Annotated in this window: 23 protein-coding genes; 12 read left to right on the top strand and 11 right to left on the bottom strand. The window is 38.0% G+C overall.

Annotated elements, in window-relative coordinates; translation table 11 throughout:
• Window positions 1–3: 3 nt before the first annotated feature.
• Together AC5YD2_RS11515 and AC5YD2_RS11510 are read right to left on the bottom strand one after the other, a co-directional pair.
• The gene (locus AC5YD2_RS11515; RefSeq protein ID WP_496126468.1) at window positions 4–1002 is read right to left on the bottom strand and encodes a glycosyltransferase family 2 protein; all 999 of its coding nucleotides are present in this window, start codon (window positions 1000–1002) and stop codon (window positions 4–6) included.
• Window positions 951–2237 carry an oligosaccharide flippase family protein gene (locus AC5YD2_RS11510; protein WP_496126467.1) on the bottom strand — a complete coding sequence of 429 codons (1287 nt, stop codon included), beginning with the start codon at window positions 2235–2237 and terminating at the stop codon, window positions 951–953. Before AC5YD2_RS11510 ends, AC5YD2_RS11515 begins: the two co-directional genes overlap by 52 nt.
• A 244-nt stretch (window positions 2238–2481) precedes the next feature.
• On the opposite strand from AC5YD2_RS11510, the gene AC5YD2_RS11505 reads away from it, so the two are divergent.
• From AC5YD2_RS11505 to bamJ (AC5YD2_RS11485), 5 genes are all read left to right on the top strand, one after another.
• Window positions 2482–3582, top strand: coding sequence for a polysaccharide biosynthesis/export family protein (locus AC5YD2_RS11505; protein WP_496126466.1), 1101 nt, complete (start codon window positions 2482–2484; stop codon window positions 3580–3582).
• Between the two features lie 5 nt (window positions 3583–3587).
• Complete coding sequence (locus AC5YD2_RS11500; protein WP_496126465.1) at window positions 3588–4016, top strand: low molecular weight protein-tyrosine-phosphatase; 429 nt, start codon at window positions 3588–3590, stop codon at window positions 4014–4016.
• A gap of 20 nt (window positions 4017–4036) precedes the next feature.
• Window positions 4037–6232 (top strand): polysaccharide biosynthesis tyrosine autokinase, encoded by a 2196-nt coding sequence (locus AC5YD2_RS11495; protein WP_496126464.1) that lies wholly within the window; start codon window positions 4037–4039, stop codon window positions 6230–6232.
• A gap of 208 nt (window positions 6233–6440) precedes the next feature.
• Window positions 6441–7214, top strand: a complete 774-nt coding sequence (gene bamJ / locus AC5YD2_RS11490) for a BamJ family beta-barrel-assembly machinery protein (protein ID WP_496126463.1) — start codon at window positions 6441–6443, stop codon at window positions 7212–7214.
• 43 nt (window positions 7215–7257) lie between these two features.
• Window positions 7258–7947, top strand: coding sequence for a BamJ family beta-barrel-assembly machinery protein (bamJ, locus tag AC5YD2_RS11485; protein WP_496126462.1), 690 nt, complete (start codon window positions 7258–7260; stop codon window positions 7945–7947).
• 74 nt (window positions 7948–8021) lie between these two features.
• On the opposite strand, the gene murJ is transcribed toward bamJ (AC5YD2_RS11485), so the two are convergent.
• Window positions 8022–9572, bottom strand: coding sequence for a murein biosynthesis integral membrane protein MurJ (gene murJ, locus AC5YD2_RS11480; RefSeq protein WP_496126482.1), 1551 nt, complete (start codon window positions 9570–9572; stop codon window positions 8022–8024).
• A gap of 64 nt (window positions 9573–9636) precedes the next feature.
• A complete protein-coding gene (ampD, locus tag AC5YD2_RS11475) occupies window positions 9637–10209 on the bottom strand; it encodes a 1,6-anhydro-N-acetylmuramyl-L-alanine amidase AmpD (protein WP_496126461.1) in 573 nt (190 codons plus the stop codon).
• A 138-nt stretch (window positions 10210–10347) separates the two neighbouring features.
• Between ampD and nadC the strand changes: the two genes are divergently transcribed.
• Window positions 10348–11196 carry a carboxylating nicotinate-nucleotide diphosphorylase gene (gene nadC, locus AC5YD2_RS11470; RefSeq protein ID WP_496126460.1) on the top strand — a complete coding sequence of 283 codons (849 nt, stop codon included), beginning with the start codon at window positions 10348–10350 and terminating at the stop codon, window positions 11194–11196.
• A 390-nt stretch (window positions 11197–11586) separates the two neighbouring features.
• Window positions 11587–13245, top strand: coding sequence for an LTA synthase family protein (locus AC5YD2_RS11465; protein ID WP_496126459.1), 1659 nt, complete (start codon window positions 11587–11589; stop codon window positions 13243–13245).
• A gap of 48 nt (window positions 13246–13293) precedes the next feature.
• On the opposite strand, the gene AC5YD2_RS11460 is transcribed toward AC5YD2_RS11465, so the two are convergent.
• The 6 genes from AC5YD2_RS11460 to AC5YD2_RS11435 form a co-directional block, all read right to left on the bottom strand.
• Window positions 13294–13572 carry a hypothetical protein gene (locus tag AC5YD2_RS11460; RefSeq protein ID WP_496126458.1) on the bottom strand — a complete coding sequence of 93 codons (279 nt, stop codon included), beginning with the start codon at window positions 13570–13572 and terminating at the stop codon, window positions 13294–13296.
• 113 nt (window positions 13573–13685) lie between these two features.
• Window positions 13686–15902 (bottom strand): phosphocholine-specific phospholipase C, encoded by a 2217-nt coding sequence (locus AC5YD2_RS11455; RefSeq protein ID WP_496126457.1) that lies wholly within the window; start codon window positions 15900–15902, stop codon window positions 13686–13688.
• Window positions 15903–16215: 313 nt separating this feature from the next.
• A complete protein-coding gene (gene rph, locus AC5YD2_RS11450; protein WP_496126456.1) occupies window positions 16216–16932 on the bottom strand; it encodes a ribonuclease PH in 717 nt (238 codons plus the stop codon).
• 213 nt (window positions 16933–17145) lie between these two features.
• Window positions 17146–17523: a rod shape-determining protein gene (locus AC5YD2_RS11445; protein WP_496126455.1), complete on the bottom strand. Its 378-nt coding sequence runs from the start codon at window positions 17521–17523 to the stop codon at window positions 17146–17148.
• 150 nt (window positions 17524–17673) lie between these two features.
• A complete protein-coding gene (locus tag AC5YD2_RS11440) occupies window positions 17674–18816 on the bottom strand; it encodes a fatty acid desaturase family protein (protein ID WP_496126454.1) in 1143 nt (380 codons plus the stop codon).
• A 40-nt stretch (window positions 18817–18856) separates the two neighbouring features.
• Complete coding sequence (locus AC5YD2_RS11435) at window positions 18857–19879, bottom strand: flavin reductase family protein (RefSeq protein ID WP_496126453.1); 1023 nt, start codon at window positions 19877–19879, stop codon at window positions 18857–18859.
• A 172-nt stretch (window positions 19880–20051) separates the two neighbouring features.
• On the opposite strand from AC5YD2_RS11435, the gene AC5YD2_RS11430 reads away from it, so the two are divergent.
• The gene (locus AC5YD2_RS11430) at window positions 20052–20702 is read left to right on the top strand and encodes a TetR family transcriptional regulator (protein WP_496126452.1); all 651 of its coding nucleotides are present in this window, start codon (window positions 20052–20054) and stop codon (window positions 20700–20702) included.
• 111 nt (window positions 20703–20813) lie between these two features.
• Here the strand turns inward: AC5YD2_RS11430 and AC5YD2_RS11425 are convergent, their stop codons facing one another.
• Window positions 20814–21431 carry a thiol:disulfide interchange protein DsbA/DsbL gene (locus tag AC5YD2_RS11425; RefSeq protein WP_496126451.1) on the bottom strand — a complete coding sequence of 206 codons (618 nt, stop codon included), beginning with the start codon at window positions 21429–21431 and terminating at the stop codon, window positions 20814–20816.
• A 186-nt stretch (window positions 21432–21617) separates the two neighbouring features.
• Here AC5YD2_RS11425 and ubiG point away from each other — a divergent pair, with 186 nt between their 5' ends.
• The 4 genes from ubiG (at window position 21618) to AC5YD2_RS11405 (ending at window position 24974) form a co-directional block, all read left to right on the top strand.
• On the top strand, window positions 21618–22346 hold the full coding sequence (gene ubiG / locus AC5YD2_RS11420) for a bifunctional 2-polyprenyl-6-hydroxyphenol methylase/3-demethylubiquinol 3-O-methyltransferase UbiG (RefSeq protein WP_496126450.1): 729 nt from the start codon (window positions 21618–21620) through the stop codon (window positions 22344–22346).
• Window positions 22343–23029, top strand: a complete 687-nt coding sequence (locus AC5YD2_RS11415) for an HAD family hydrolase (RefSeq protein WP_496126449.1) — start codon at window positions 22343–22345, stop codon at window positions 23027–23029. Before ubiG ends, AC5YD2_RS11415 begins: the two co-directional genes overlap by 4 nt.
• Before the next feature lie 91 nt (window positions 23030–23120).
• Window positions 23121–23867 (top strand): YciK family oxidoreductase, encoded by a 747-nt coding sequence (locus AC5YD2_RS11410; protein ID WP_496126448.1) that lies wholly within the window; start codon window positions 23121–23123, stop codon window positions 23865–23867.
• A gap of 195 nt (window positions 23868–24062) precedes the next feature.
• Window positions 24063–24974: a polysaccharide deacetylase family protein gene (locus AC5YD2_RS11405; RefSeq protein WP_496126447.1), complete on the top strand. Its 912-nt coding sequence runs from the start codon at window positions 24063–24065 to the stop codon at window positions 24972–24974.
• Window positions 24975–25015 lie beyond the last annotated feature (41 nt).

Raw genomic sequence — 25015 nt, 5'->3', positions numbered from 1 at the left:
AATTTAATTCCTCAAAAGATATAAAGATGGAAAAATAAGGATTAAAAAATTTTTAAACCCATTAAACTTCAAATAGTAAAATAAAATTTTATATTTTTTTAAAGCAATGATATTAAAAAAACGTCCCTTACCTAAAGAATATTCCAAATAATTCAACCTGTAAATTAAATCAAATAAAATTAAACCATATATATATTCATTATCTTTATTTAAACCATATATTGAATAATTATATTGAAAAAAATTTTTTGTCTCCAATATTTTCTCATACTCAAACTGAGTATTAAAACTATTAGTATCACTAGTAGCTCTAATTCTATAATTAATTATTTCTATATCAAAACCCATAATTTTATTAGTTTTATCATAGATAAATGGAAGTAAAATTTTATCTTCCAAATGACAAGGCGACAACTCAAATCCCTCAAGGATAGACTTTTTAAAAATTCTCAACCATAAGTACCAGTATCCTTTTTCATATAAATTTTTCATTTTATTCTTATGATTTACGATACAATAAAGCTCATCCACTAAATTAATTTTATTTATAAATAAACCATTCTCATCAACTTTATTTGCGTTAAATTCAAAAATATCGAATTCTCGATGACATAATATTTTTTCTAAAACTTTATTTAAACAATTGTCTACCAAATAGTCATCTGAGTCTAAAAATAATATAAACTCTCCTTTCGCCAAATTTAATGCATTATTCCTAGCAATGCTTTGCCCCTGATTTTCTTGATTTATCAAAACAAAAGATTTTCTTACTTTATTTTTAGTTGTCTTTAAAATATTTTCCACTAATTGCATAGAGTCATCAGGGGTACCATCATTAATCAAAATAACTTCAACTTCAGATGTTATTTGATTAATAATGCTTCTTAAGCAATCTTCAATATATTTTTCTACTTTATAGATAGGGATTATAATACTTAAGAGCATATCTTTTACCGCTTCAAATAAGTGGATGGTAGGAACATTCTTTTTTGAGTATCCCAAATAAGTCCATTTCTAAAAAAATAATTAAATAAGGTTACAGATAAAATTTCTGTCATTAAAATGGCATAAATCCCACCATATAACCCATACATCTTCACCATTAAAAAGGTAAATATGACATTAAAAACCACAAGTATAAAAGTTTTTCGCTTTAAATAATCAAATGCATTGAACTTAATCAGATACTTTTCAGCAATTGTAGACAATCCTGAGAACAGGGTAACCAAACCTGCGATCCATAAAATCTCAGTGACCCGTACAAATTCAGCGCCATAGAGCGCATTGACCACCCAAGGTCCAAATAAATATAAACCGAAGGTGACGCTCAAAGAAATGACAGTCACCGCCATATAAAGTTGTGCAACATGATTATGGCTTTTTTCGAGACTCTTTTCTTGATAAATTCCAGTAAAATAAGATGAAATAATCGCTACAAGTACAAAATAGAAACTATTACCTAATGTCATGGCTACGGTATAGATTCCAAGATCAAATTGCGATTCTAAACCGAGAAACAACTGTGCTGTTTTAGTAAAAATAGCAACCGACAGTGAATACAACAAAAGCTTTCGACCGACCGAAAAAGTGTATTGCCTATATCTTTTTATAGCATGGGGCAGCATGGTGCCAACGGACAGCTTTTTTTTCTTATAAAGATATTTTCTTAATAAAAATGGAATGAGTGTAAGTAAAATGATGGGTATGCCGAGTGTTTCAATCGGAAGTTGAAACAAAGCAATGATATAGCGAACACTTAAGGAAATAATTAACGCTGTGACATTGCAGTATGCATTTATTTTTGATTCTAAAATCGCATTGAAATAAATGCTATAAACATCATGTACAGCAAAATAAATTGCGATACAAGTTGCTAGACCAAAAATAAATGTTAAACGATCTGTATAAAAATAAAGTACACATAAGATAATGATGGAAAGTGTATTATAAATATAATCTCGCAACCTTTTGGATGCATGGATCATTTTCTCACCAAATTTTCGACTCTTGGCGGTTTTTTGAAAAATCACATTCTCTGTGCCCATCAAGGACAATGTTTGTACAATCGCAAATATGGAGCCAACGAAAGTTAATTTGCCAAAGTTCTCAGGACCGATGTATTTTGCAACGAACGACGTAACAAAAATCAAACCAAATATAGCAATAAGCTTTTCGGACATCATCCACAAGGAGTTACTAAACATGGGGTTTGAAAGTTTAGTGAGGATTTTTTTCATTACACTCATATAAGCATTTAATGTTTTAAAAATTTAAGATTTAATCTGTGAAGTAAATAAAGATAAAGCTACTCATTACTTAAATTCAGTGTAATTTTTACAGGTAGCACTATATCATAAAACTTAATTTGTCGATGTAACTGACGCACTTACACACACGAGTATGCGAACTTGGTTTTTTAGAATACAATTGCCTTTCAAAGGATTTTCAAGCAACAACTTATTACAACTAAGGGTTTTGAATGTGAAATACAAAAGCACATCACTTTTTTTAACAGTTTCTTTTTTATTTTCAGGGTGTGCGATCACCTCTGGTCTTCAAACTTATGATTTGCCAGAGCAAGGCGACTATACCACTGAACAAGGTTCAAAACTGTCCGTGGTTCAGTTGAATCAACAAAATGTGAATGCTTTTGCTTTTAATCATGCACAAAACTCACATTCTTCTGCTATTTCACATCTATTTAATGGCAATCAGCGCGCTTATACCTTAAGTGCAGGCGATGTGCTCTCGATTCAGCTTTGGGCTTACCCTGAAATTACCCCTCCGATTCAAGATATATCCAATGTCCGTGCCTCAGGTTATCCCATTGATTCAAGTGGTAATGTCCAACTCCCACTCATCGGTCAAGTACGTATTGCGGGTAAAACATTAGCAGAGACCAACCGTTTTCTACGTGGTCAGTTTGCCCGTTATTTGAAACATCCTGACGTTGTAGTTCGAGTGCTGTCTTATGAAGGCCGACGTTATTTTGTGAATGGTCAAGTCATGAAAAGTGGGCAATACACTTTAAATGATCAGCCCATCAGTCTATATACCGCTTTGGGTCAAGCTGGGGGGATTAATACTGAAACAGGTGACAACACCAATATTCAACTGATTCGTCAGGGTCAAACCTATGATCTCAATACCGTTCAATTGGAAAAACAAGGCCTTTCCCTGCATAATCTTTTGATTCAACCCAATGACACCATATTTGTAAATACCAAACAAAATCAAAAGCTGTATGTCATGGGCGAATCCAGTAAAAGCCAAGCGATTGCGCTGCGTGATCAGGGCATGACCTTGAGTGATGTCTTGGGTGAAAGTGAAGGTATTAACCCCTACTCTGCCAGTGCTGCCAAAATTTATGTCATGCGTACTAACTTAAAAACTAAAGAATCTACCGTTTTTCATTTAAATTTAAGCAGTTTTGGTAATTTAGGATTAGCGAATCAGTTTGAAATGCAAAAAAATGATATCGTTTATATCGATGCAACAGGCTTAACACGCTGGCAGCGTGTGATCAATCAAATCGTGCCTTTCTCAAGTGCACTATACTCATTTGATCAGTTAGGTAAGTAATCCAGATGCAGATTCAAAATATCTTAGTGGTGTGTGTCGGTAATATTTGTCGCAGCCCTATGGCCGAATATCTAATCAAAAGACAGCATCCTGATTTGCAGATTGATTCAGCGGGGCTATCTGCCATGGTGGGGCACACTGCTGATGATAAAGCAATCGCGTGTATGGATATGCTCAATATTGATATGCGTTCTCATATAGCCAAGCAAATCAATGCAGAATTAATCAAAAAAGCGGATCTGGTTTTGGTGATGAGTAGCAATCAACAAAAACATATCGAACACACTTGGTCTTTTGCTAAAGGTAAAGTGTTTCGACTCGGTCATTGGCAGGGACAAAATGTGCCTGATCCTTACCAACATGATCAAGCTTTTTTTGAAGAAACGTGTCGTAACATACAGTCCTATGTTGCGGATTGGAAATCACATATTTAAAATTTATTTAGTAGTTTTTTATGAATCAAAATTCGAACACGACTGACGACACTATTGACTTAAAAGAGTTGTTTTTTTCACTGATCGCACAGTGGAAAGTGATTGCACTCTGTGTGATTTTAAGCTTGATTTGCGCTTTGCTATATTTACGCGTCACGACACCTATTTACTCGACTGATGCATTGGTACAAGTCGAAGATAGTAAAGGTGCAGGAGCCGCAGCACTATTAGGCGATCTAAGCAAAGCTGTACCTGGTGTAGGGGCTAAATCTGTAGCGGATGCCGAAATCGAGATTTTAAACTCTCGTATGATCTTGGGTAAAGTAATCGAAGACTTAAATCTCAATATCCGCATTCATGATAATCAAGATACTTTATTTAACCGAATCATAGAACCGAATAAAAACCAAACCATTTATAAGAATAATTTAGTCATTTTCAAAAATGAAAAATCTGAATTTGTCATTAAAACGCTTGATGTTCCTGCCTATTATATTGATAAGCCTTTAGAGTTAAATTTTATCAATACAGATAAATTTACACTTCGCTATAAAGATCATATCGTTTTTGAAGGTGCCTTAAATAAAGCCAATATCAAAACTGATCAATATGGACAATGGAATGTAGAGCTATTTAATAAAATACCTTTTAAGCAAAGTTTCATCCTTAAAAAACTATCCTTACCCTCTGCTGTTTCGCTTGTTCGCTCACAATATGGCGTCGCTGAAAAAGGCAAACAATCTGGTGTGATCGGCTTGTCATATCATGGTACAGATCAAGAACATATTACCGATGTTCTTAATAATGTGCTAAATGTCTATCAAGCACAAAATATTGAAAGAAAAAGTCAAGAATCCAAACAAACTTTGAGTTTTTTAGACAAACAACTCCCAGAGTTGAAAAAGCAACTTGAAATTTCAGAAATCAAATTTAATGATTTCCGTCAAAAATACAATACGATTGACGTGACTCAAGAAGCTGAATTGATGCTGAAACAAAATGTTGAATTGGCAAAAATTAAAATTGAGCTACAACAACAGCAAGCTGAATTATCATCAAAATATACCAATGATCATCCTCTGATGGCGGCAGTAAATGCTCAGCTTGCTGAAATTGATCAAAAAACGTCTGAAATGACTCAGACGATTAAAAAATTGCCTGAGACACAACGTCTTTATTTACAGTTATATCGTGATGTAAAAGTTAATACAGAATTATATACAACTCTACTGAATAGCTATCAACAACTTAAAATCGCAGAAGCGGGTGAAATTGGTAATGTCCGCATTATTGACCATGCTGTAGAGCCTGTAAAACCAGTTAAGCCTCGTTCACTCATTATTTTATTGCTTTCATTATTTGTTGGTGGATTTATTGGTGTACTGATTGCTCTGATCAGAAACATGCTGAAATCAGGCATTAAAGATGCGACTCAATTAGAAAGTGAGTTTAATCTCCCTGTATATGCCACGGTTCCTCGCTCTCCATTACAGGAAAATCGGATTCGTTTATTGAAAAAGAAAAAGTCGATTCCGATTCTGGCTGTGAATCATGGTGATGATATTGCGGTTGAAAGTTTAAGAAGTATGCGAACTGCAATTCACTTTGTGTTGAATTCAGCTACCAACAACGTCATCATGATTTCTGGCCCTTCTCCAGAAGTCGGCAAGTCGTTTATTTCAACGAACCTAGCAACAATCCTTACCCAATCTGGTAGTCGTGTACTGATTATCGATGCAGATTTACGTCGTGGTTATATTCATAAGTATTTTAATTTGGATACACAGCCAGGCTTAACTGATTATCTCAACTCACAGTCTCCACTTGATCCTGTGATCCGAGAAAGTAGTGTCTCTGGTTTGAGTGTCATGACTCGAGGTAAGAGTCCAAATAACCCATCTGAGTTATTAGGTTGTCCTCGTTTTAAAGAGCTATTAGAACAAGTCTCTAGTCAGTTTGATTATGTCATCATTGATACACCACCAGTATTGGCGGTCACGGATGGTATTATTATTGCTCAATACGCAGGTGTGAATTTAGTTGTCGCTCGTCATTCGAAAACTCAAATGAAAGAGCTTGAAATTACAATCAATCGTTTTGAGCAAGCAGGTGTTAAAGTGAATGGTTTCATTTTAAATGACATTCAGCGTAGTGCAGGTGGTAGTTACGGTTATAATTATAACTATGCCTATAAAGCATCCAAAGACAATGATTAACATCATTTAAGTTTTTGAAAACTTAAAAGCCAGAATTTCGATTCTGGCTTTTTATTGCATAGAGCATTTATTTTTTAAATATTGTATCTTGTTATTTTCGGTAGATTTAGTTTAATTTCTCTATCGTTTATAGACTAGACGATATATGCTTCATACAACAAGCTACCCCAATAATGTAGCGTATTAAGATTAAAAATTAGGAATCATCATGAGTAAAGCCTTACCCATCGCTGTCGCAATTCTTTTAGGTGGAGCTGCACTCGCACCTGTTTATTACGCTTCAAAAACGCCAGCTACAAGCCAAGCTTTAACCACAGTTGCTGTAAACAAGGGCCAGAATAGCGAGGTTTTAAATAAGCTCAGTTATGCCAATGGTTATCAAATGGCATCACAAATCCCTGCGGAAGTGAACGTGAATGCACTTGTTGCAGGCTTATTGGATGCAAAATCTGAAAAGCCATCAAAATATTCTGAAGCTGAAATTAAATCTGCAACAGCACTGCTCAATAAAGAACTTTATGCAAAAGGTATGGAAGAACTGCGTACCAATTTAGCCAGCATTCCTGCGGAGCAAAAAGCCGAAGCTGAGCAAGCACTTGCTGCCTACGATGCAAATACCAACTTCTTAAAAGAAAATGCTAAGAAACAAGGTGTGATCACCACTGATTCTGGCTTGCAATATAAAATCACCAAGCAAGGTACGGGCAAACAACCCACCGCTGAGTCAACGGTACTTGCACATTATAAAGGTACTTTAATTGATGGGACTGTCTTTGATAGTTCATTAGAGTCAGGTAAACCTGTTGAGTTTCCATTGAATCAAGTTGTCGCGGGTTGGACTGAAGGTTTTCAACATTTGAAAGAAGGCGCTAAAGCAACGTTATATATTCCTGCTTACCTAGGCTATGGTGAACAGAACCAAGGTCCTATTCCAGGTTTCAGCACATTGATTTTTGATGTTGAATTGGTACAAGTAAAATAATCAATTTTAAGGAGAGCATCGCTCTCCTTTTTTGGAATAAATAATGAAAAAATTAATTCTCAGTGCGTTATTCATATCTTGTGGTTTTGCAACACAGGCCAATACCATCAATAATAAAAGCTCACAACAAGAACAGATGGGATATAGCTATGGTTTTCTCATGGGACGTAGTAATGCTGAAACCCTGAGCAATATTAATTTAGATGCTTTTGTCGTGGGTTTAAAGCAAGGATCTGCTGGCGATCAATCCAATTTATCTGATGAAGAAATGGCAAAAGCTTTAGTCGAATTTAAAAAAATTAATGAAGCAAAACAGCTGATTAAATTTCAAAAACTTGCAGCAGATAATTTAAAGTTAGGGCAACAGTTTCTCGCTGAAAATGCTAAAAAATCTGGTGTAGTGACACTTCCTAGCGGATTACAATATCAGATTCTGAATAACGGTTCAGGACGAAATCCAACTGCTAAATCAAAAGTGACAGTCAATTATGAAGGTCGTTTAATTGATGGAACCATTTTTGACAGTTCAATTGCACGTAATCAACCTGTTGAATTTCAAGCGAGTCAAGTCATTCAAGGCTGGACTGAAGGCCTACAGCTGATGAAAGAAGGGGCTAAATACCGTTTCTTTATTCCTGCAAAACTGGCCTATGGTGAAATTGGATCGGGTGATTCTATCGAACCAAATAGCACCCTGATTTTTGATATTGAACTGCTTAAAGTGGTGTCTTAAGTCACTACATCATCGCAATCATACAAATAAAAAAACATCGCTATCGCGATGTTTTTTTATTACAAGCTTCAAGGTTAATGTTTTAAATCTCTCGGTCTAAAACCAGACACTAGCAATCCGATGGCATAAGCCAAGACACCAACCACACATAAACCCAAAACTTCAAGTACTCGAATCCACGGCGCGACATCAGCCTCATACCATGTCAATCCGTACCAAAGTGCGGCAATCATCACCAGATTTCCAATCGCGAATTGAACAAATAACTTTTTCCAATGTGGTCCAAAACGAAAAATATTACGTTTGTGCAAATAGAAATACAGCATTCCCGCATTCACTAAAGCCGAGCCAGATGATGCAATGGCTAAAGCCATGTGTTGTTCTTCCCAACCAATATATTTAAATATTCCAAGGAAAATAATATTAAGAATGGCATTGGCTGCTACTGCCATCAATCCTACACGTACCGGTGTTTTGGTGTCTTGAATGGCATAAAACCCTGGCGCAAAGACTTTAATTAACATAAATGCCAATACACCAGCACTCATACATTGCAAAGCTAAAGCAGTCATTTGTGTATCACGAACGTCAAATGCACCATGTTGGAATAGTGCCTGAATAATGGGTGTGGACAACATAAACAACGCAATACTGGCAGGAATGCCTGCAAATACAATCACTCGCGCCGCCCAATCCAGCATTTGCTTAAATTTAGTTTGATCTTGCTCAGCCTTGCGTGAAGACAGTGCAGGTAAGATCACCGTACCGATGGCTACACCAATTAAACCAAGTGGTAACTCCGTCATTCGCTCTGCGGTATACAACCAAGAGACAGAACCATTTTGCATAAACGATGCCCAAATCGTATTCAGCAATAAGTTAATCTGCGTCACTGACACGCCAAACAGTGCAGGCAACATCAATTTCAAAATACGTTCAACACCTTCGTGCTTAAAATCAACTTTGGGTGGGATCAGCAGTTTTTTACGCCAAAGTTCTGGTATTTGTAATGCCAATTGCAAAATACCTGCGATTATCACAGCCCAACCGAGCGCCATAATCGGCGTTGCCATATAAGGTGACAACCAAAGTGCCCCTGCAATCATCGCAATATTTAATAGTACAGGTGCAAATGCAGGCGTGGTAAATGAACCATAACTGTTCAAAATACTGCTGGCAAATGCCGTTAAAGACATAAATAAAAGATAAGGAATCGTTAAACGAAACATATCGACAGCAAGATCAAACTTGGCTGGATCACTATGAAAACCTGGAGCATAAATATACATAATCGCAGGTGCAATAATCATACAGAACAAGGTCAGAAGGGTCATGACCACCAAAAGACAGCCGAACACTCGACTAATCAGGATCTGAACCTCTGCATGTAATTTCGTGGTTTTATACTCAGTCAAAACAGGAATAAAAGCCTGCGAAAAAGCGCCTTCGGCAAACAACCGCCTGAAAAAATTGGGAATACGAAAGGCAACCACAAAGGTATCAAAGTCTTTGCCTGCACCAAAGACATTGAGTAGAACCATGTCTCGTACTAAACCTAAAACACGTGACAACATCGTCATTGCACTGACAATAAAAGTCGATCGCCAAAGCGCCATCGTATTCACCACTGAAAAGAATGTCGTTATTGTAATTAAAATAAAAAATGTTTGGGTAGAATATTATTAACGCTTAAGTTGTTTTAATTTGCTTTAATTTTTCTCGGAAATATTGCCATTTAAAATGCGGTCCTGGATCTGTTTTACGCCCTGGCGCAATATCAGAATGCCCTGCGATATGTTGCTTAATCTGAGGATAAGCGCATTGTAATGTTTTCACAACGTCAGCCAAAGTATGGTATTGCTGTTGTTCAAAGTCAGTATCGTCACTTCCTTCAAGCTCAATACCGATCGAATAATCATTACACTCTTTTTGAGCCAGATAGGTCGAACGTCCTGCATGCCAAGCCCGATCTTTAAAGTTCACAAATTGTAAAACTTCACCAGAACGTAAAATCAAAAGGTGAGTCGAAACTTGCATACCTTCAATGGTTTTAAAATATGGATGCGCATTCCAATCGAGTTGATTTTGAAAAAATTGCTCAATATAGCCACCTCCAAACTGCGAGGGTGGTAAGCTAATGTTATGAATGACAATCAGCTGAATGTCAGCGTCTTCTGGGCGTTGATTAAAATTTGGAGATGGGATAAACCTTGCTCCGTGTAAGATGCCATCGACCACCTGAAATTTGACTGTTTGCGACATTTCAACTCCACACATGCATTCTCATACGAAGGCATTCTAAATCACTTTTGCACTGAATCACTTTTAAACACATATGCATCTTGGGTTCAGCTGATGTAATATATTGTTCATTTTTCAGGTATACACGATAGGGAATTTATGAGCATACCGCAATCTTTGCTTGAACAAAGTATCCAAATCAATATCGAACAAGCGCTCCAAGAAGATATTGGCGATGGCGATATCACTGCCCTATTGACCCCTGAAGATGAACAAGCGACTGCCAACATTCTCAGCCGTGAACCTATGATTTTAGCAGGTCAACCTTGGGTGAATGCACTGATTCAATCATTTGACAAAAATGTACAAATCACGTGGCTAAAACAAGATGGGGATTCAGTCGAAGCCAACGAAGTTTTCCTCAAACTCAGTGGTTCGGCACGAAGTCTACTGACCGTTGAACGCCCAGCTTTGAACTTTATTCAAACCTTGTCTGCTGTTGCGACTAAAACCGCTGAATATGTTAAACAACTTGAAGGTTTAAATACAAAATTATTAGATACACGTAAAACCTTACCAGGACTAAGAATCGCTCAGAAGTACGCCGTCTCCGTTGGTGGTGGGCGAAATCATCGTTTGGGTTTATTTGATGCGTTTTTGATTAAAGAAAATCACATTATTGCAGCAGGTGGAATTTCCCAAGCGATTCAACAGGCACATCAAATTGCGCCGAATAAACCTGTCGAAGTCGAAGTGGAAACTTGGGATGAGCTGAATCAAGCACTTGATGCAGGTGCTGACATTGTGATGCTAGATAACTTCAGCCAAGAGCAAATGATCGATGCTGTGAAATATGTTGCAGGGCGTTGTAAACTCGAAGCCTCCGGAAATATTACGATTGAAAATCTGCGCCATGTTGCAACCACAGGTGTCGATTATATTTCAATGGGTGTACTCACTAAAGACGTGACAGCGATCGATTTATCTATGCGTTTTAATCCCGCATAATCCTAGGCTAGAACCTAATCCATAAACCAACAGAAAAATGCAGGTATATTTTTAAATCTAAATGAAAAGATATATCTGCACTCACAGTCATTGAAATCATGACGCAAACTTTTATAATAATCTCACTCCTCATTTTAATACTAGATCAGAATGTCCACATTTAAACAGCAGGCTTTATTTGTCCTTGGCTCGCTTCTCTCAGTCGTCATTTTTTTCTTTTATCAAGAGGATTTACAAGATTTTTTAAAACTCTCTGATGGCCAATTTAAGCTTAGATTATGTAAATATGGCTTTTCGGTTCTCATTAACTACGCGCTGATCTCTTTGGTTTATGTTATTTTAAGAAAAACATGGATGACGCTATTTTTCAGCCAGGTTATTTTCTTTAGCTTGACCTTTATTAATATCAAAAAAGAACAATATCTTTCTGCGAGTTTAGTCCCGAGTGATTTTTTATTATTACCTGAAACTTTTGTAGCCGCACCTTTTCTAATGAAACTGACTGTGGTTAGCGTCAGTATTTTAGTGATGGTCATCTGTTATTTCATGTATAAAAAGGAACGCATTGAACCCTTAAAACAGCTTATTCCCAATGCCCTTTTTTCTTTTGCCCTCCTCAGTTTTTTTGTTACTGCAAATTTTACGAATAACTTCAGTAACTTTTGTGCAAATAACAAAAAGCAATTGATTTGCTCCTTTGTACATGCTTTGCCGAATACAAGTGGGGATTGGGTTGGTGATCATCTCACCATTAAAAATACGGGTTATGTCAGTTTCTTTGTGTCTAAATCACTCGATAGTGTCAATACCAAAATTTTTAAGACCGAAGATATTGATCAAAGTCGAATTCAACAGATACTTCATGTTAGTTCTCCTAAGGATCAACTCATTGCTGAATCTAGCGATGCTTTGCCAAAGAAGAATGCAATTGATCATTCAGCATTACCGAATATTATTTTTGTGATGAGTGAAGCGCATTGGGATGCGCGTCAGCTTGATCAAAGTATTCCGAAAAATATTACACCCACCATTGATCGCTATCAGGTCAATCATTTCTTATCACCTTCTTTTGGTGGTGGAACGGCCAATGTTGAGTTTGAAGTACTGACGAGTCTCAATGTCATGCTCAATCATAATGAATTGGCTTATGTGTCTAAATTGAAACGACCAACGTATTCTCTAGCCCAACATATGAATCGTTTGGGTTATGACAGCACCGCAATGCATAACAATGGCAAATATTTTTATAATCGAAGTACGGTTTATCAAAACTTAGGATTCAATCGTTTTATCTCTATTGAAAATATGGTCAGTGCGACTGATCTTAAGAAATATACCAATACAGGCGGTTGGGCAAATGATGATTTAATTTATCAAAGTATTCATACTCAATTACAACAGTCCAAAGATCAGCCTCAGTTCATTTATGCGGTTACGGTAGAAAATCACTTTAATTACAATGATGATCGCTTTGGAAAAGATAATTTTAAAATCACCAAAAATGGCATTTCAGATATCAATAAACGCCAACTCAATACTTATTTATCCGGTATGCAGCGTGCAGATCAACATTTTAAAACACTGATTGATGAAGCTAAAAAGCTTGAACGTCCAACGATGATCATTTTCTTCGGTGATCACTTACCTAATTTGGGTCAAGTCTTTGATCAGTTTGGTTTTTATGCCAATGCGGAAGAGAAAGCACAAAAAAATAACGCAAAGTTCTTCAGTACACCTTTGGCTGTATGGAGTAATTTTGAAATAAATCATAGTGAGTTTTCCAACTCAGCTTCCGATACCATAATCCCTGCCCATTTCCTTGCTCAAAAAGTACTTCGGGCTGCACAATTACCGTCTTCACCTTATTATGATTTTATGAATTCTGTTCAAGATTGCTACTCACAGATTCACCAAACTGGATCGCCAACCAATCAAGTATGTCACCAGAAAAAAAATGAAATTTTACAGCAATATAAAGATCTGAATATGGATGTCATAAATGGTCAAAATTTTACCTATGAGCTGCTCAAACCTCATCATATTTCATGATCGATTTATATAAAAAGGAGGCAATCGCCTCCTTGTTTATTTGATATTTTAATCATCGTCTTTATCTGAACGACTTTTTCCTTTCTTGTCGTTGTCGTTGTCGTTGTCGTTGTCGTTGTCGTTGTCGTTGTCGTTGTCGTTGTCGTTGTCGTTGTCGTTGTCGTTGTCGTTGTCGTTGTCGTTGTCGTTGTCGTTGTCGTTGTCGTTGTCGTTGTCAGAATTTTGCTTTAAAACTGAATCATTGTCCTTATTTTCATGGTCAGAACGTGAATCGCACGCAACCAATAGAAAAGTACATACCGTCAGAACAATAGCGAGTAGCTTCATTTACCATATTTCCTATATCTATATTTGAACTTTATCTTACCCAGATTACGCTGTTTCTACTGTAATTTTCCTTAAAAAAGCGTACCTAAATGTACGCTTTTATAGATCAACTCTTATTCACCTATACTCCCCATAAATGGATCGGAATAAGAGTCTTCGCCTGTTTCTATACGTCCTGCAAAACGGCGTTCGAAAGAACTTTGACCTTGCATTCTGACTGTAAAATCATACCAACCATAGACATCACTCATATCTAATACCAGATCTTGCTCACTCTCCTGAGTGGAAACCTGCCATGTTCTATTATTCAAGTAAGCATTTGCTTTAATCTCTAGATTGGATGCTTTAATTCCATCATGACGTAATTTTAGATATATTTTGGGTTGACATTCTTCTACACATACCCGAATTTCAGCCAGACTCTCAAGCTGAATAGGATCATTTAGATCACCTTTAAATCCACGATGGAATCCGTTGGGACCCAATACCCATAAATCATATTGACCATGCATTAATGTCCAAACATCCTCAAGCTGTTTACCCGCTTCAACCATATAACGTTTAGGAAGAGCAGTTAAATCCATCTTGTTATACACATGGAATACCGCACCCTGCTTCCCAGTATTGGAAAATAACAATTGGATTTTATTTTGTTCGACCAACACTTTGGCACTGCTATGCAATATATAGGGCAAGGCACGCGAATAACGTATACCAGTTTCTTGAATCGGTAGATTTTGAGAAATTGGTACTTTGACTTGAGCGAGCCCCTGCTGACTTAGACGAATCGAATCTGCCTGCTGTTTCGTTCTTTGCCCATCCAAAACTGGCAAGACATCTATATTCGGTGTTTTGAAATTAAATGCTGAACTTAGATCCCCACAAACCGCACGGCGATAAGGACTAATATTGGGTTCCATCACCCCAAAACGTTGCTCTAAAAATTGAATAATGGACGTATGATCGAAAACCTGAGAGTTGACCCAACCTCCACGACTCCATGGTGAAATGACGTACATCGGCACACGAACCCCTGGTCCATACACCCCATGCCAAAAATTTTCATTTTTTCCATTTACATACTGAAGCAAAGGCTGTGAAGTGGATTCTGCAATCCGCGGATGATTAAAATATTCATAAGAAACTTGCTCATCCGAAAGTGTGGTCTTGCCATGCACTTTCAGGATTTCACCGCGCTCATTAATTTCTCTTGAAGGTGCAGATGGCGATGGAATATGGTCAAAAAATCCGTCATTTTCATCAAAATTTACCAATAAAACGGTTTTACTCCATAGCTCAGGATCAGCAGTTAGGGTATTGAGTAGCTCTTGAATATACCAAGCACCTTGTACCGGACTCGAGGGTCCAGGATGTTCACTATATGCAGCTGGTGCAACAATCCAACTCACTTCAGGTAATTTGCCTTGCTCCATATCCAGTTTAAACTGTCCCAATAATCCACCATCATTCGGCATCGTATTGGCGATGCCTTTATACAATGGCTGCGTGACATCAATTTTTTCATCGTATGCAGGACAGCTAGGATTCGAATGACTAACGGGCTGTCCTGATTGTTCATTGGCACGGCGATATTGTTTAAAGCCTGCTAATGGATTGTCAGTGAAATTATCTGGCATATTTTGATAAACTTTCCAAGTCACACCTGCCTCTTGTAAGCGTTCAGGGTAAGTGGTCCAGTCATAGCCTACTGTAGAAGGTCCGATCCCATCAAACTCATTGACTACGCTTGCCACACCCGCCCCTGTCGGACCATTGGTTCCGGTCCATATGAATTTTCGGTTCGGGTTGGTCCCTGCATGCATGGCACAATGATAGGCATCACACAGCGTAAAGGCATCTGCTAAGGCAAACTGAAAATCGAGCTCGACCTTTTTATAATATCCCATCGATTGTGGTTGTTTATGTTCAACCCAATGGCCCATGCGACCACCATCCCACGCCGCTTGACCATCTTTCCATGAGTGTGGTGTCCCAGAAACACGTTGAGCATTTCCAATGCGACTATCTAAATGATAAGGAAGAATTTTATTTTTTGATTGATCATATTGTTCCCATACTTTTCGACCCTCGGTTAGTGGAATCGTAAAACGATCACCAAAACCACGTACACCTTTGAATGTTCCAAAGTAATTATCAAATGAACGATTCTCTTGAGTCAAAATCACGATATGTTTAACGTCTTTAATTGTGCCAGTTTCAACTTTTGCATCAATCGCCAAAGCTTTCTGGATACTCAATGGAAAAGCTGCAAGTGCAGTCGCACCAAATAATGTTTTTCCTGAATTTAAAATAAAATCACGACGGTTCATTGTTATTTTCCTTATTATGTTTATGGTGCACAGTGCATCTTGCAATTCGGTTCAGGATTTGGTTGTGATGTGACTTCCTTGTTCGCATCATCGTCATTACATGCGCTTAAAATTACGCTCAAACTCAGTATTAAGATCCCTAAAATTCTTGTCATGAAGAACGTCTCTGTTTTTATGAAATAACAGAAATACTCATCCTTCATGACAATCTAGTGATGCTAAAATTGCAAACTGATGACACAAAAAAAACGCACTCTTAAGTGCGTATTTTTAATCATTTTTTTATTGTATCGTCATTGTGTCGAAGAGCAACTTACCAACCTAAGGCTTCTTGTTGTTTCTTCACCAATTCTGCAATCCCTTTTTCAGCCATTTCCAACATTGCATTTGACTGCTCACGTGTAAATGGTTTTTCTTCAGCAGTGCCTTGAATCTCGATGAACTCACCAGCTTGTGTCATCACAACGTTCAAGTCAGTTTGGCAACTTGAATCTTCTTCATAGCAAAGATCTAAAAGCACTTCATCTTGGTAAATACCCACTGAGATCGCAGCGACTAAACCTTTTAATGGGTCTTGTTTGATTTTCTTTTTCTCAAGCAAAACATTCATGGCATCGATCAATGCCACTGCTGCACCTGTGATTGCTGCTGTACGTGTACCACCATCGGCTTGAATCACATCACAGTCAATGGTGATTGTATTTTCACCTAATTTTTTAAGGTCCACCATCGCACGTAGGCTACGACCAATTAAACGTTGAATTTCTTGAGTACGGCCACTTTGTTTACCACGTGCTGCTTCACGATCACTACGCGTATGCGTTGAACGTGGCAACATACCGTATTCTGCTGTTACCCAACCTTGTCCTTTACCCTTAAGGAAACGTGGCACTGAGTTGTCGATACTTGCAGTACACAGCACTTTGGTATGACCGAATTCAACCAATACAGAACCTTCTGCATAACGTGTGTAGTTACGGGTAATTTTCACTTCACGAAGTTGGTCTAATGCTCGTTGGTCAATACGCATGATGTATCCTAAACTGACTAAAAAATTAATTGCGCAGATTATAGCAGATACAAGAGCAATGGTTTTGTTACTAGTCAGTGTTTCGGACTGGTGAATCCCCTTTCATTTGAATGACTATTATCAATAAAAATTAAGGATATATAACTTTCTTAAATAAAATTTTTTAAGTGTAGGATCAATGTTTTATTTAAAAATACAGATTAACTATACGTTTCATTGCTCATTAGAAATCAAATTACCAGCAAAATCGTAAAGTATTAATTGTTCAAAGCCATGATTAACAAATAATTCATGAAGAACTCTTTTTTCAATCTTCGCTAAATTACCCTCTATTGGCTCCATAATTTGAACAATGGCAATGCTTCTGCGTAATTTTAAGAAACTAAGTGGATTGGAGTGATGTTTTAGCAATGCTTTAAGCGTCAAATCAGCACTTTCAAAATCACCGATGATCATTCTAGGATTGTGATAAGGTACTTGAGGAACTTCTGTGACTTCAATCGAACCATCTTTTGCTATAAGGCTCATATGATCTTTATAAAGATGAATATAGATGGCTTTAGGATATTGTTTTAAATCTTCATGTATCATTTTATTTATTGAGCTAATTGATCATTGGTTTATATCAGAATAATAAACATTTAAAGATTAGTCTCCAATCTTTTAAGCGAAAAAACACAAGCTTTCAAACCTGTGTTTTAAAAAATCACTTAACATTTTCCATCAAATAAAACTAAATATTTAGCCCAAAATGCCTTTTACCTTTATCCAAGATTTCATCATTTTAGTTGTCATCTCATTCGGTAATGAACACTTCGCTAAACGTACCCATACACTGCCAAACTGTTGCATAAAATTGGCTTCATTATAGTTCACACCGTATTCTGCACAGAGTTCTCGAATTTTTGGTGCAGCTTCTGCATAACGGTTTGCTGGCATATCTGGGAATAAATGATGTTCAATTTGATGACTCAAATTACCACTTAAAATATGCAACCAATCTGTCCCTGTAAAATTACTCGAACCACGAATTTGTCTTAAATACCATTCGGCACGTGTTTCATTTATCGTATTGTCTGCCTCAAAAGTTTCAGCATCCTCAGTAAAGTGACCATTAAAAATGACCGCAGATGACCATAAACTACGAATGATATTTGCCACAGTATTGCCTGCTAGAACTGGCAAAGCATTCGGTCCTGAAATCACAGGGAAAAATACATAATCTTTTAAAATTTGACGGCGTGCTTTTTTACGGAACTTCGTTGCATCCGCCCAAACCTGTTTCCACGTTTTGGTTTTATAAATCAGTGCATCTTCTAAATGCAGATTTTGTACCCCAACATACCATTCAAAAAATACCATCAGTTGAATCGCTAAAGGAATATTCAATAAAAAGCGGGGTTCCCACTTTTGCGACTCACTGACGCGTAATAAGCCATAGCCCACATCATGGTCTTTACCGACGATATTGGTATAGGTGTGATGTACATAGTTATGAGTATATTTCCAGTCATCCCCCGTTGCCATGGTGTCCCAGTCATAGTTTGCACCATTTAAACTTGGATCATTGAGCCAATCAAACTGACCATGCATGACGTTATGACCAAGCTCCATGTTTTCCACAATCTTGGAAATGCCGAGTAGTCCTGTACCGACTAACCAAACAGGTGGCAACCAACCGCCGAACATCAGTAGCGCACGTGAGCCGATTTCGCTATAACGAACAAAATCACGGATTTTATAAATATATTTGGCATCTCTTTCACCTAAATCCGACATAATGTTCTGACGGATTTCTTCAACTCTACGCCCAAATGCTTCGATCTGTTCAGCACTTAAATGCTTTGTTTTACTATTTTTAGGAAATGTGACTGACATATTCATGGTTGTACTCACTTCACTTTCACATTGGTTTTGGCAATGCTTATAAGTTGATAACGACTGGACTAACCGCTTGGCTAATACATAGTTTGATTTGTGTATTCGATTGATGATCAATCTCGCCCGTTAGAATATTTTTGGTTGAACCACTCACTTTAGTACACGTACAGGTATTACAAATCCCCATTCGACAACCATGTGCAGGTCTTAAGCCTGCTTGTTCAGCGTCGTCCAGTAGATTGGTTTTCGACTCAAACTGTTGTTGTGCACGTGCAAATACAATCGGCTGACTGGCTTGATGCTCATCTACAGGAAGCTGGAAAAACTCCTGTTTCAGTTGAGCCGTCAAACCACGTTCAGCAAAAATTCGATTAATACTTTGCATCATCGTCGTCGCTCCACATGCATAGGTCATACTCTGACTCAGCTGCGGAACACGTTGATCGAGTGAATCTTGATGTAAATGTTGCTGTGTTTGAATGGTGTTGATGTGGTGATAATTAAAATGGGCGTGCTGTTGATTTAACGCCTCTAGTTCCACGTGAAACGCATCGTCTCGAGTGAAGTACAACAAAGTAACCGACTCAATCTGTGAGCCTAAAGCATGTTTAAGCAACGCATAAATGGCGGTGATTCCACTGCCTGAGGCAATCAATACAACAGATTTAGAATGCGTATCTAATACAAAAGCACCTTGCGGCTGAGATATTTCAATCACCGCACCATGAGCACTTTGCGCGATTCTTTTTGAAACCAAACCTTGCACACGTATCGCCAAAACCACATCACCATTTGGCAACATATCAACGATTGAATAACTCCGTTGTTGGCGTACGCCTTCAATCACAAGCGTACACAACACGCTTTGACCTGCTTTAAAGCTTCGATGTTTAAAATTTCGGTTCGGTCTGAGCGTAAGCTGCACGAAATCTTTGTTTAACCATTGTTTCGCAACAATAGTCGCTTTGACACGTTTCCATGCCCAGACTGGGTTTATTTTCTCGACCACAAAATCAACAAAATCTTCACGAACCCATTCAGGTTGATACTGCATTTGGCTGCTCATTCCGTTCCTCTTTGTATTTCAATTTAATTGAGTGAACATGTGTTTTCATAGTGAACACTTGTACACTATAGTTTATTTTAAAAATCAGTCAACACCTGTTCACTGACATTCATCATTTAATTTTGTAATTTTTTTGGTAGACTCATCACCATTCAAATCACTAGGTTCAACAATGTCCATACGCGATGAACGCAAACAACAAAGCCGACAGGCTTTACTAGATGCTGCTTTAAGCTTAAGCACGTCTGGTCGTTCATTTAGCAGTATTAGCTTGCGAGAAGTTGCACGTGAAGTGGGGCTCGTCCCAACAGCTTTTTACCGCCATTTCCAAGATATGGACGAATTGGGTCAAGAACTGGTCGATCAAGTCGCTCTGTATTTAAAAAATGTCATGCATCAACTTGGACAAGGTCTTGCTCAAGCAGAAGCGAATCCTGAAATGAGTATTGAACTTTTCTTTAATGCGGTTGATCAAAACCCGACCCCATGGATTTTTATGATCGCAGAGCGTTGGGGTGGCTCAGAAATGGTTCGTCGTGCCATTGCACGTGAAATTGATTTTTTAAATATTGATTTGGCTGAAGATCTACGAAAATTTGAAATTGTGCAAAATTTTGATCATGGTGATGATTTAAAAGTTTTAGCCAACATTTTGATTAACCTCTGTTTTACTTGGGCGATGTCATGGATTAGCTTGGGTCGTCAATATTCAGGTATGGAACTCGAATTACAAAAATTAGTACTCAAGAAACAGTCTATTACCCAAATCAAACTCATCTTTAAAGGGATTTCTAACTGGTCAAACAGTGAAATGAATCGCTAAATCTCATCCAATAATCATCTACAAAAATCACCACATCATAAAGACGACCTAATGTGCAATTGAATAAAAAACCCGCTCATCAGCGGGTTTTTTTAATCGAATCTATTTAAATTATTTTGCAGCTTTACGCTCTTTTTCTACCAAGTAGTTCACGACTTCAATCACGCGACCATTATCACCTTGCACGATGTATTTACCATTCACCGTCACTGCAGGCACACCTGATAACTGGTATTGTGCCGCTAAGCTTTTGGCTTGCGCAATTTTAGAGGTAATCGGGAATGATTTATAAGTACTGTTAAATTTTGCTTCTGGAATACCATAGCGCGTATAAAACTTCGCTAAAGAGGCTTGATCTAAAATCGGTTTTTGCTTCACATGAATGTCATGGAATAACTGTAAATGTGCTTTTTGACGTACACCTAATGCTTCAGACACATAGTAGGCACGTGCACCTTGCTCCCACACTGGATTCATCGCCGCTGGAGTACGTACAAAACGAATATCTTTAGGTAATTTTTTCAACCAAGATTGCATGTGGGGTTCTAATGTGAAGCAGTGACCACAGCCATACCAAAAGAATTCACGTACTTCAATTTTCCCCGGTTTTTCAACTTTAATTGGATTGGTTACGACTTGGTAATCTTTACCCGCCACAAAGTTCGCCATTGCAGAACCTGAAAAAGCCATAACAGATGCAGCAACAGCACTTAAAAGGAATTTATTCATTCGGATTATCGTCCTAAAAATCATTATGGTTAGCTTATACATCCACTATAAATCAATTATGAGAATTTCGTTTTCCTTCTGTGAAGTTTTTTTGACGATTTATCGCTTTTTTTCGAACAAGCGCTACACTAAGCTCGCTATACTTAATCTTTTATTTATTCCAATAATTTACTGAGGACGTACCCAATGACGCAACTCAATGTCGATCCACAAGAAATTGCTAAATTTGAAGCACTGGCTGCAATATGGTGGGATCAGCACTCTGAGTTCCGTCCACTCCATCAAATCAATCCTTTACGTTTAAATTGGATTGATGAACATGCAGGTGGTTTATCAGGCAAAAAAGTGCTTGATGTCGGCTGTGGTGGCGGTATTTTGGCTGAAAGCATGGCGCGCCGTGGTGCAGATGTACTCGGAATTGATATGGGTGCAGCCCCTTTAAATGTCGCTCGCCTACATGCAGAACAAGAAAATGTGAGCAATATTGAGTACCGTCAAATTCCTGTTGAACAACTGGCCGAAGAACAAGCGGGACAATATGACGTTGTGACCTGTATGGAAATGTTAGAACACGTTCCAGATCCAGCTTCGATTATTCAAGCCTGTCAAAAGTTAGTAAAGCCAAATGGTCACGTTTTTTTCTCCACCATTAATCGTAATCCAAAATCTTATTTATTCGCGATTATCGGGGCTGAATATGTATTGCGCATGTTGAAAAAAGGCACGCATGATTATCATAAATTCATTAAGCCTTCAGAGTTGGCACATGATATTCGTAGTGCGAATTTAAAACTGAAAGACATGACGGGCTTGCACTACAACCCGCTGACGAAAAATTATTGGTTAGCACCAAATGTTGATGTGAACTACATGGTGTATACCCAGAATGAAATCAAAAATGAGCAAGCTGAATGAAAGCGGTACTCTTTGACTTAGACGGAACTTTGATTGATACGGCAGCAGATTTTATTCGTATCATTCAAAACATGTGTCGTGAAGAAAATTGTAACATTGTTGATGCAGCATTGATCCGCACTCAAGTGTCTGAAGGCGCGCGAGCAATGGTTAAATTGGTCTATCCCCACCTAGATGTGGAAGACCCGATTTTCCTTGCACATCGCCAGCGTTTTCTCGATATTTATGGTGCAGATATTGCTGTGGATACTGACCTCTTTGACGGTATGTATGCTTTACTTGAAGCTTTAGAGGCGAAACACATTCCTTGGGGTATTGTGACCAATAAACCGCGCTGGCTCAGTGAAGCTTTACTCAAAGCTTTAGATCTTACTGAGCGTTGTGCTGTGTTAGTCTGCCCTGAAGATGTAAAACAGACCAAACCCGATCCAGAACCCATGTTTTTGGCAGCCTCTCAAATCAATATCGATGCTAAAGATTGCATCTATGTGGGTGATCATCCACGTGATATTGATGCGGGTCGTCATGCCGGGATGTATACCATTTTGGCAGCCTATGGATATTTACCTTTAGCGCACAAAGATGACTTAACAGCATGGCAAGCAGACTGTATAGTAAAAGACGTTGCTGAGTTACATCAGGTCGTTCTAAAACTGCTGAATGCTCAAGAAAAGTCAGCATAATCTATACGTGCTGACTTTTTTAAATCGCATGGTTGAAATCAATACTGCTGAAACAACTTACTTAATAATATAAAAATATAGGAGGTCGCCCATGAATTATTCAGAATATCAACCTCGTCCAGATTTGTTAAAAGACAAAATTATCCTGATTACAGGTGCTGGCGATGGTATTGGTCGCGCAGCTGCTTTGAGTTATGCCCTGCACGGCGCAACGGTGGTACTGCATGGGCGCACTATTAATAAGCTAGAAGTGATCTATGATGAGATTGAAAGTCTAGGTGCACCACAGCCTGCGATTTTACCTTTACAACTTTCAACAGCGACCTCACATGATTATGAGTTGTTGTACGACACACTTGCTCAGCAATTTGGTCGGTTAGATGGCATTTTACACAATGCAGGCATTTTAGGTGAGCGTACAGAACTTGCGAACTACCCTGCTGAAGATTGGGATGATGTGATGGCAGTAAATCTACGTGCGCCATTTGTGCTCACTCAAGAACTGCTCCCTCTTTTAGAAAAATCAGATAATGCTTCTGTGGTATTTGCCAGTTCAGGTGTAGGACGCGAAGCTCGTGCCACTTGGGGAGCTTATTCTGTTTCAAAAATTGCCATTGAAGCAGTGAGCCAAATTTTCGCCAAAGAACATACGTACCCAAATGTTCGCTTTAACTGTATCAATCCAGGTGCAACACGCACGGCAATGCGCGCTAAAGCTTATCCTGATGAAGACCCAAAAACTTTGCCAACGCCTGAGCAAATTATGCCTGCTTACCTATATTTGATGGGTGAAGACAGTATTGGGCTGAATGGTCAAAGTATTGATGCGCAAGCTTAATATGACGTTGTAAAAATTGCCTAATATAAAAAGGATCTCCGCGATCCTTTTTTATATTCACAGATCTGATTGATATTCAATATTAGAAAATGAGCATGAACATTTTTAGGCTAGATGATGATCATTTTCTGTAAACCAAAAAATTCTAAATCATCAAATTAAAACCCTGACTTTTAAAGAGCATAGAGACATCCAATGTTTAAAAAAATCATGCTGAGTTGTCTTATATTGGTTTCCAATTTTACATTTGCGAAAAGTTTAGCACTTAGTTTCGATGATGGTTTAGATCACAGTACTCATCCACAAGCTCAGAATATTAATGATGCAATTCTCAATACCCTAAAACAGAATAAAGTGCATGCCATCATCTATCCAAGCCTGAGTAAAATTGGAGCTAATGATGGATTAGGTATGATCAAACAATGGGGAGAACAAGGTCATCGCATTGGTAATCATGGCAATTTACATCTTAATTTAAATAAAGATGAAGTCATCCTGTCTGCTTATCTAGCAGATATGCAACAAGGTCATCAAACATTTTCCACACTACAAGGCTTTGTGCCACGTTATCGCTTTCCATTTCTAAAAGAAGGTAACACATTAGAAAAAAGAGATGGCGTTAGACAATGGATTGAAGATCATCACTACCAATCAGGTGCTGTAAGCATCGATGCCAGTGACTGGTTTTACAATCAACTCTTTGTCAAATATCAGCAAGAGCATGACCTACAGAGCCTCACTAAACTCAAACAAGCGTATATTTTCCATTTATTGGAGCGAGCAAAATATTACGATGATTTAGCCCAACAAACACTAGGTCGTTCACCCAAGCATGTCTTATTACTGCATGTTCGCGCAATCAATGCTGCTTGGTTACAAGACATCATTGATGCATTTCATCATCAGGGCTGGACATTGATCGATAGTGATACAGCCTATCAGGATCCAATCTATAACATTGAACCAAAATTACTCCCTGCGGGTGAAAGTATTGTATGGAATATTGCAAAAATATATGGCATTCCAAATTTACGTTATCCTGCTGAAGATGCACCGTACGAATACGCTAACTTGAAACGATTTGGGCTCAATCTTCCTACGCCTTAGCATCAATGAAATGATTCACAGCATAGAATTCATTTCTTACA

This window comes from Acinetobacter sp. CY73 (assembly GCF_059515865.1).
This window is presented reverse-complemented; position numbering and strand designations above follow the sequence as displayed.

Coding starts and splice junctions, on each gene's coding strand:
- AC5YD2_RS11510 (WP_496126467.1), bottom strand. CDS start 2,237: ATGAAAAAAATCCTCACTAAACTTTCAAACCCCATGTTTAGTAACTCC.
- AC5YD2_RS11500 (WP_496126465.1), top strand. CDS start 3,588: ATGCAGATTCAAAATATCTTAGTGGTGTGTGTCGGTAATATTTGTCGC.
- AC5YD2_RS11495 (WP_496126464.1), top strand. CDS start 4,037: ATGAATCAAAATTCGAACACGACTGACGACACTATTGACTTAAAAGAG.
- bamJ (WP_496126463.1), top strand. CDS start 6,441: ATGAGTAAAGCCTTACCCATCGCTGTCGCAATTCTTTTAGGTGGAGCT.
- bamJ (WP_496126462.1), top strand. CDS start 7,258: ATGAAAAAATTAATTCTCAGTGCGTTATTCATATCTTGTGGTTTTGCA.
- ampD (WP_496126461.1), bottom strand. CDS start 10,209: ATGTCGCAAACAGTCAAATTTCAGGTGGTCGATGGCATCTTACACGGA.
- nadC (WP_496126460.1), top strand. CDS start 10,348: ATGAGCATACCGCAATCTTTGCTTGAACAAAGTATCCAAATCAATATC.
- AC5YD2_RS11460 (WP_496126458.1), bottom strand. CDS start 13,572: ATGAAGCTACTCGCTATTGTTCTGACGGTATGTACTTTTCTATTGGTT.
- AC5YD2_RS11455 (WP_496126457.1), bottom strand. CDS start 15,902: ATGAACCGTCGTGATTTTATTTTAAATTCAGGAAAAACATTATTTGGT.
- rph (WP_496126456.1), bottom strand. CDS start 16,932: ATGCGTATTGACCAACGAGCATTAGACCAACTTCGTGAAGTGAAAATT.
- AC5YD2_RS11445 (WP_496126455.1), bottom strand. CDS start 17,523: ATGATACATGAAGATTTAAAACAATATCCTAAAGCCATCTATATTCAT.
- AC5YD2_RS11440 (WP_496126454.1), bottom strand. CDS start 18,816: ATGAATATGTCAGTCACATTTCCTAAAAATAGTAAAACAAAGCATTTA.
- AC5YD2_RS11435 (WP_496126453.1), bottom strand. CDS start 19,879: ATGAGCAGCCAAATGCAGTATCAACCTGAATGGGTTCGTGAAGATTTT.
- AC5YD2_RS11430 (WP_496126452.1), top strand. CDS start 20,052: ATGTCCATACGCGATGAACGCAAACAACAAAGCCGACAGGCTTTACTA.
- AC5YD2_RS11425 (WP_496126451.1), bottom strand. CDS start 21,431: ATGAATAAATTCCTTTTAAGTGCTGTTGCTGCATCTGTTATGGCTTTT.
- ubiG (WP_496126450.1), top strand. CDS start 21,618: ATGACGCAACTCAATGTCGATCCACAAGAAATTGCTAAATTTGAAGCA.
- AC5YD2_RS11415 (WP_496126449.1), top strand. CDS start 22,343: ATGAAAGCGGTACTCTTTGACTTAGACGGAACTTTGATTGATACGGCA.
- AC5YD2_RS11410 (WP_496126448.1), top strand. CDS start 23,121: ATGAATTATTCAGAATATCAACCTCGTCCAGATTTGTTAAAAGACAAA.
- AC5YD2_RS11405 (WP_496126447.1), top strand. CDS start 24,063: ATGTTTAAAAAAATCATGCTGAGTTGTCTTATATTGGTTTCCAATTTT.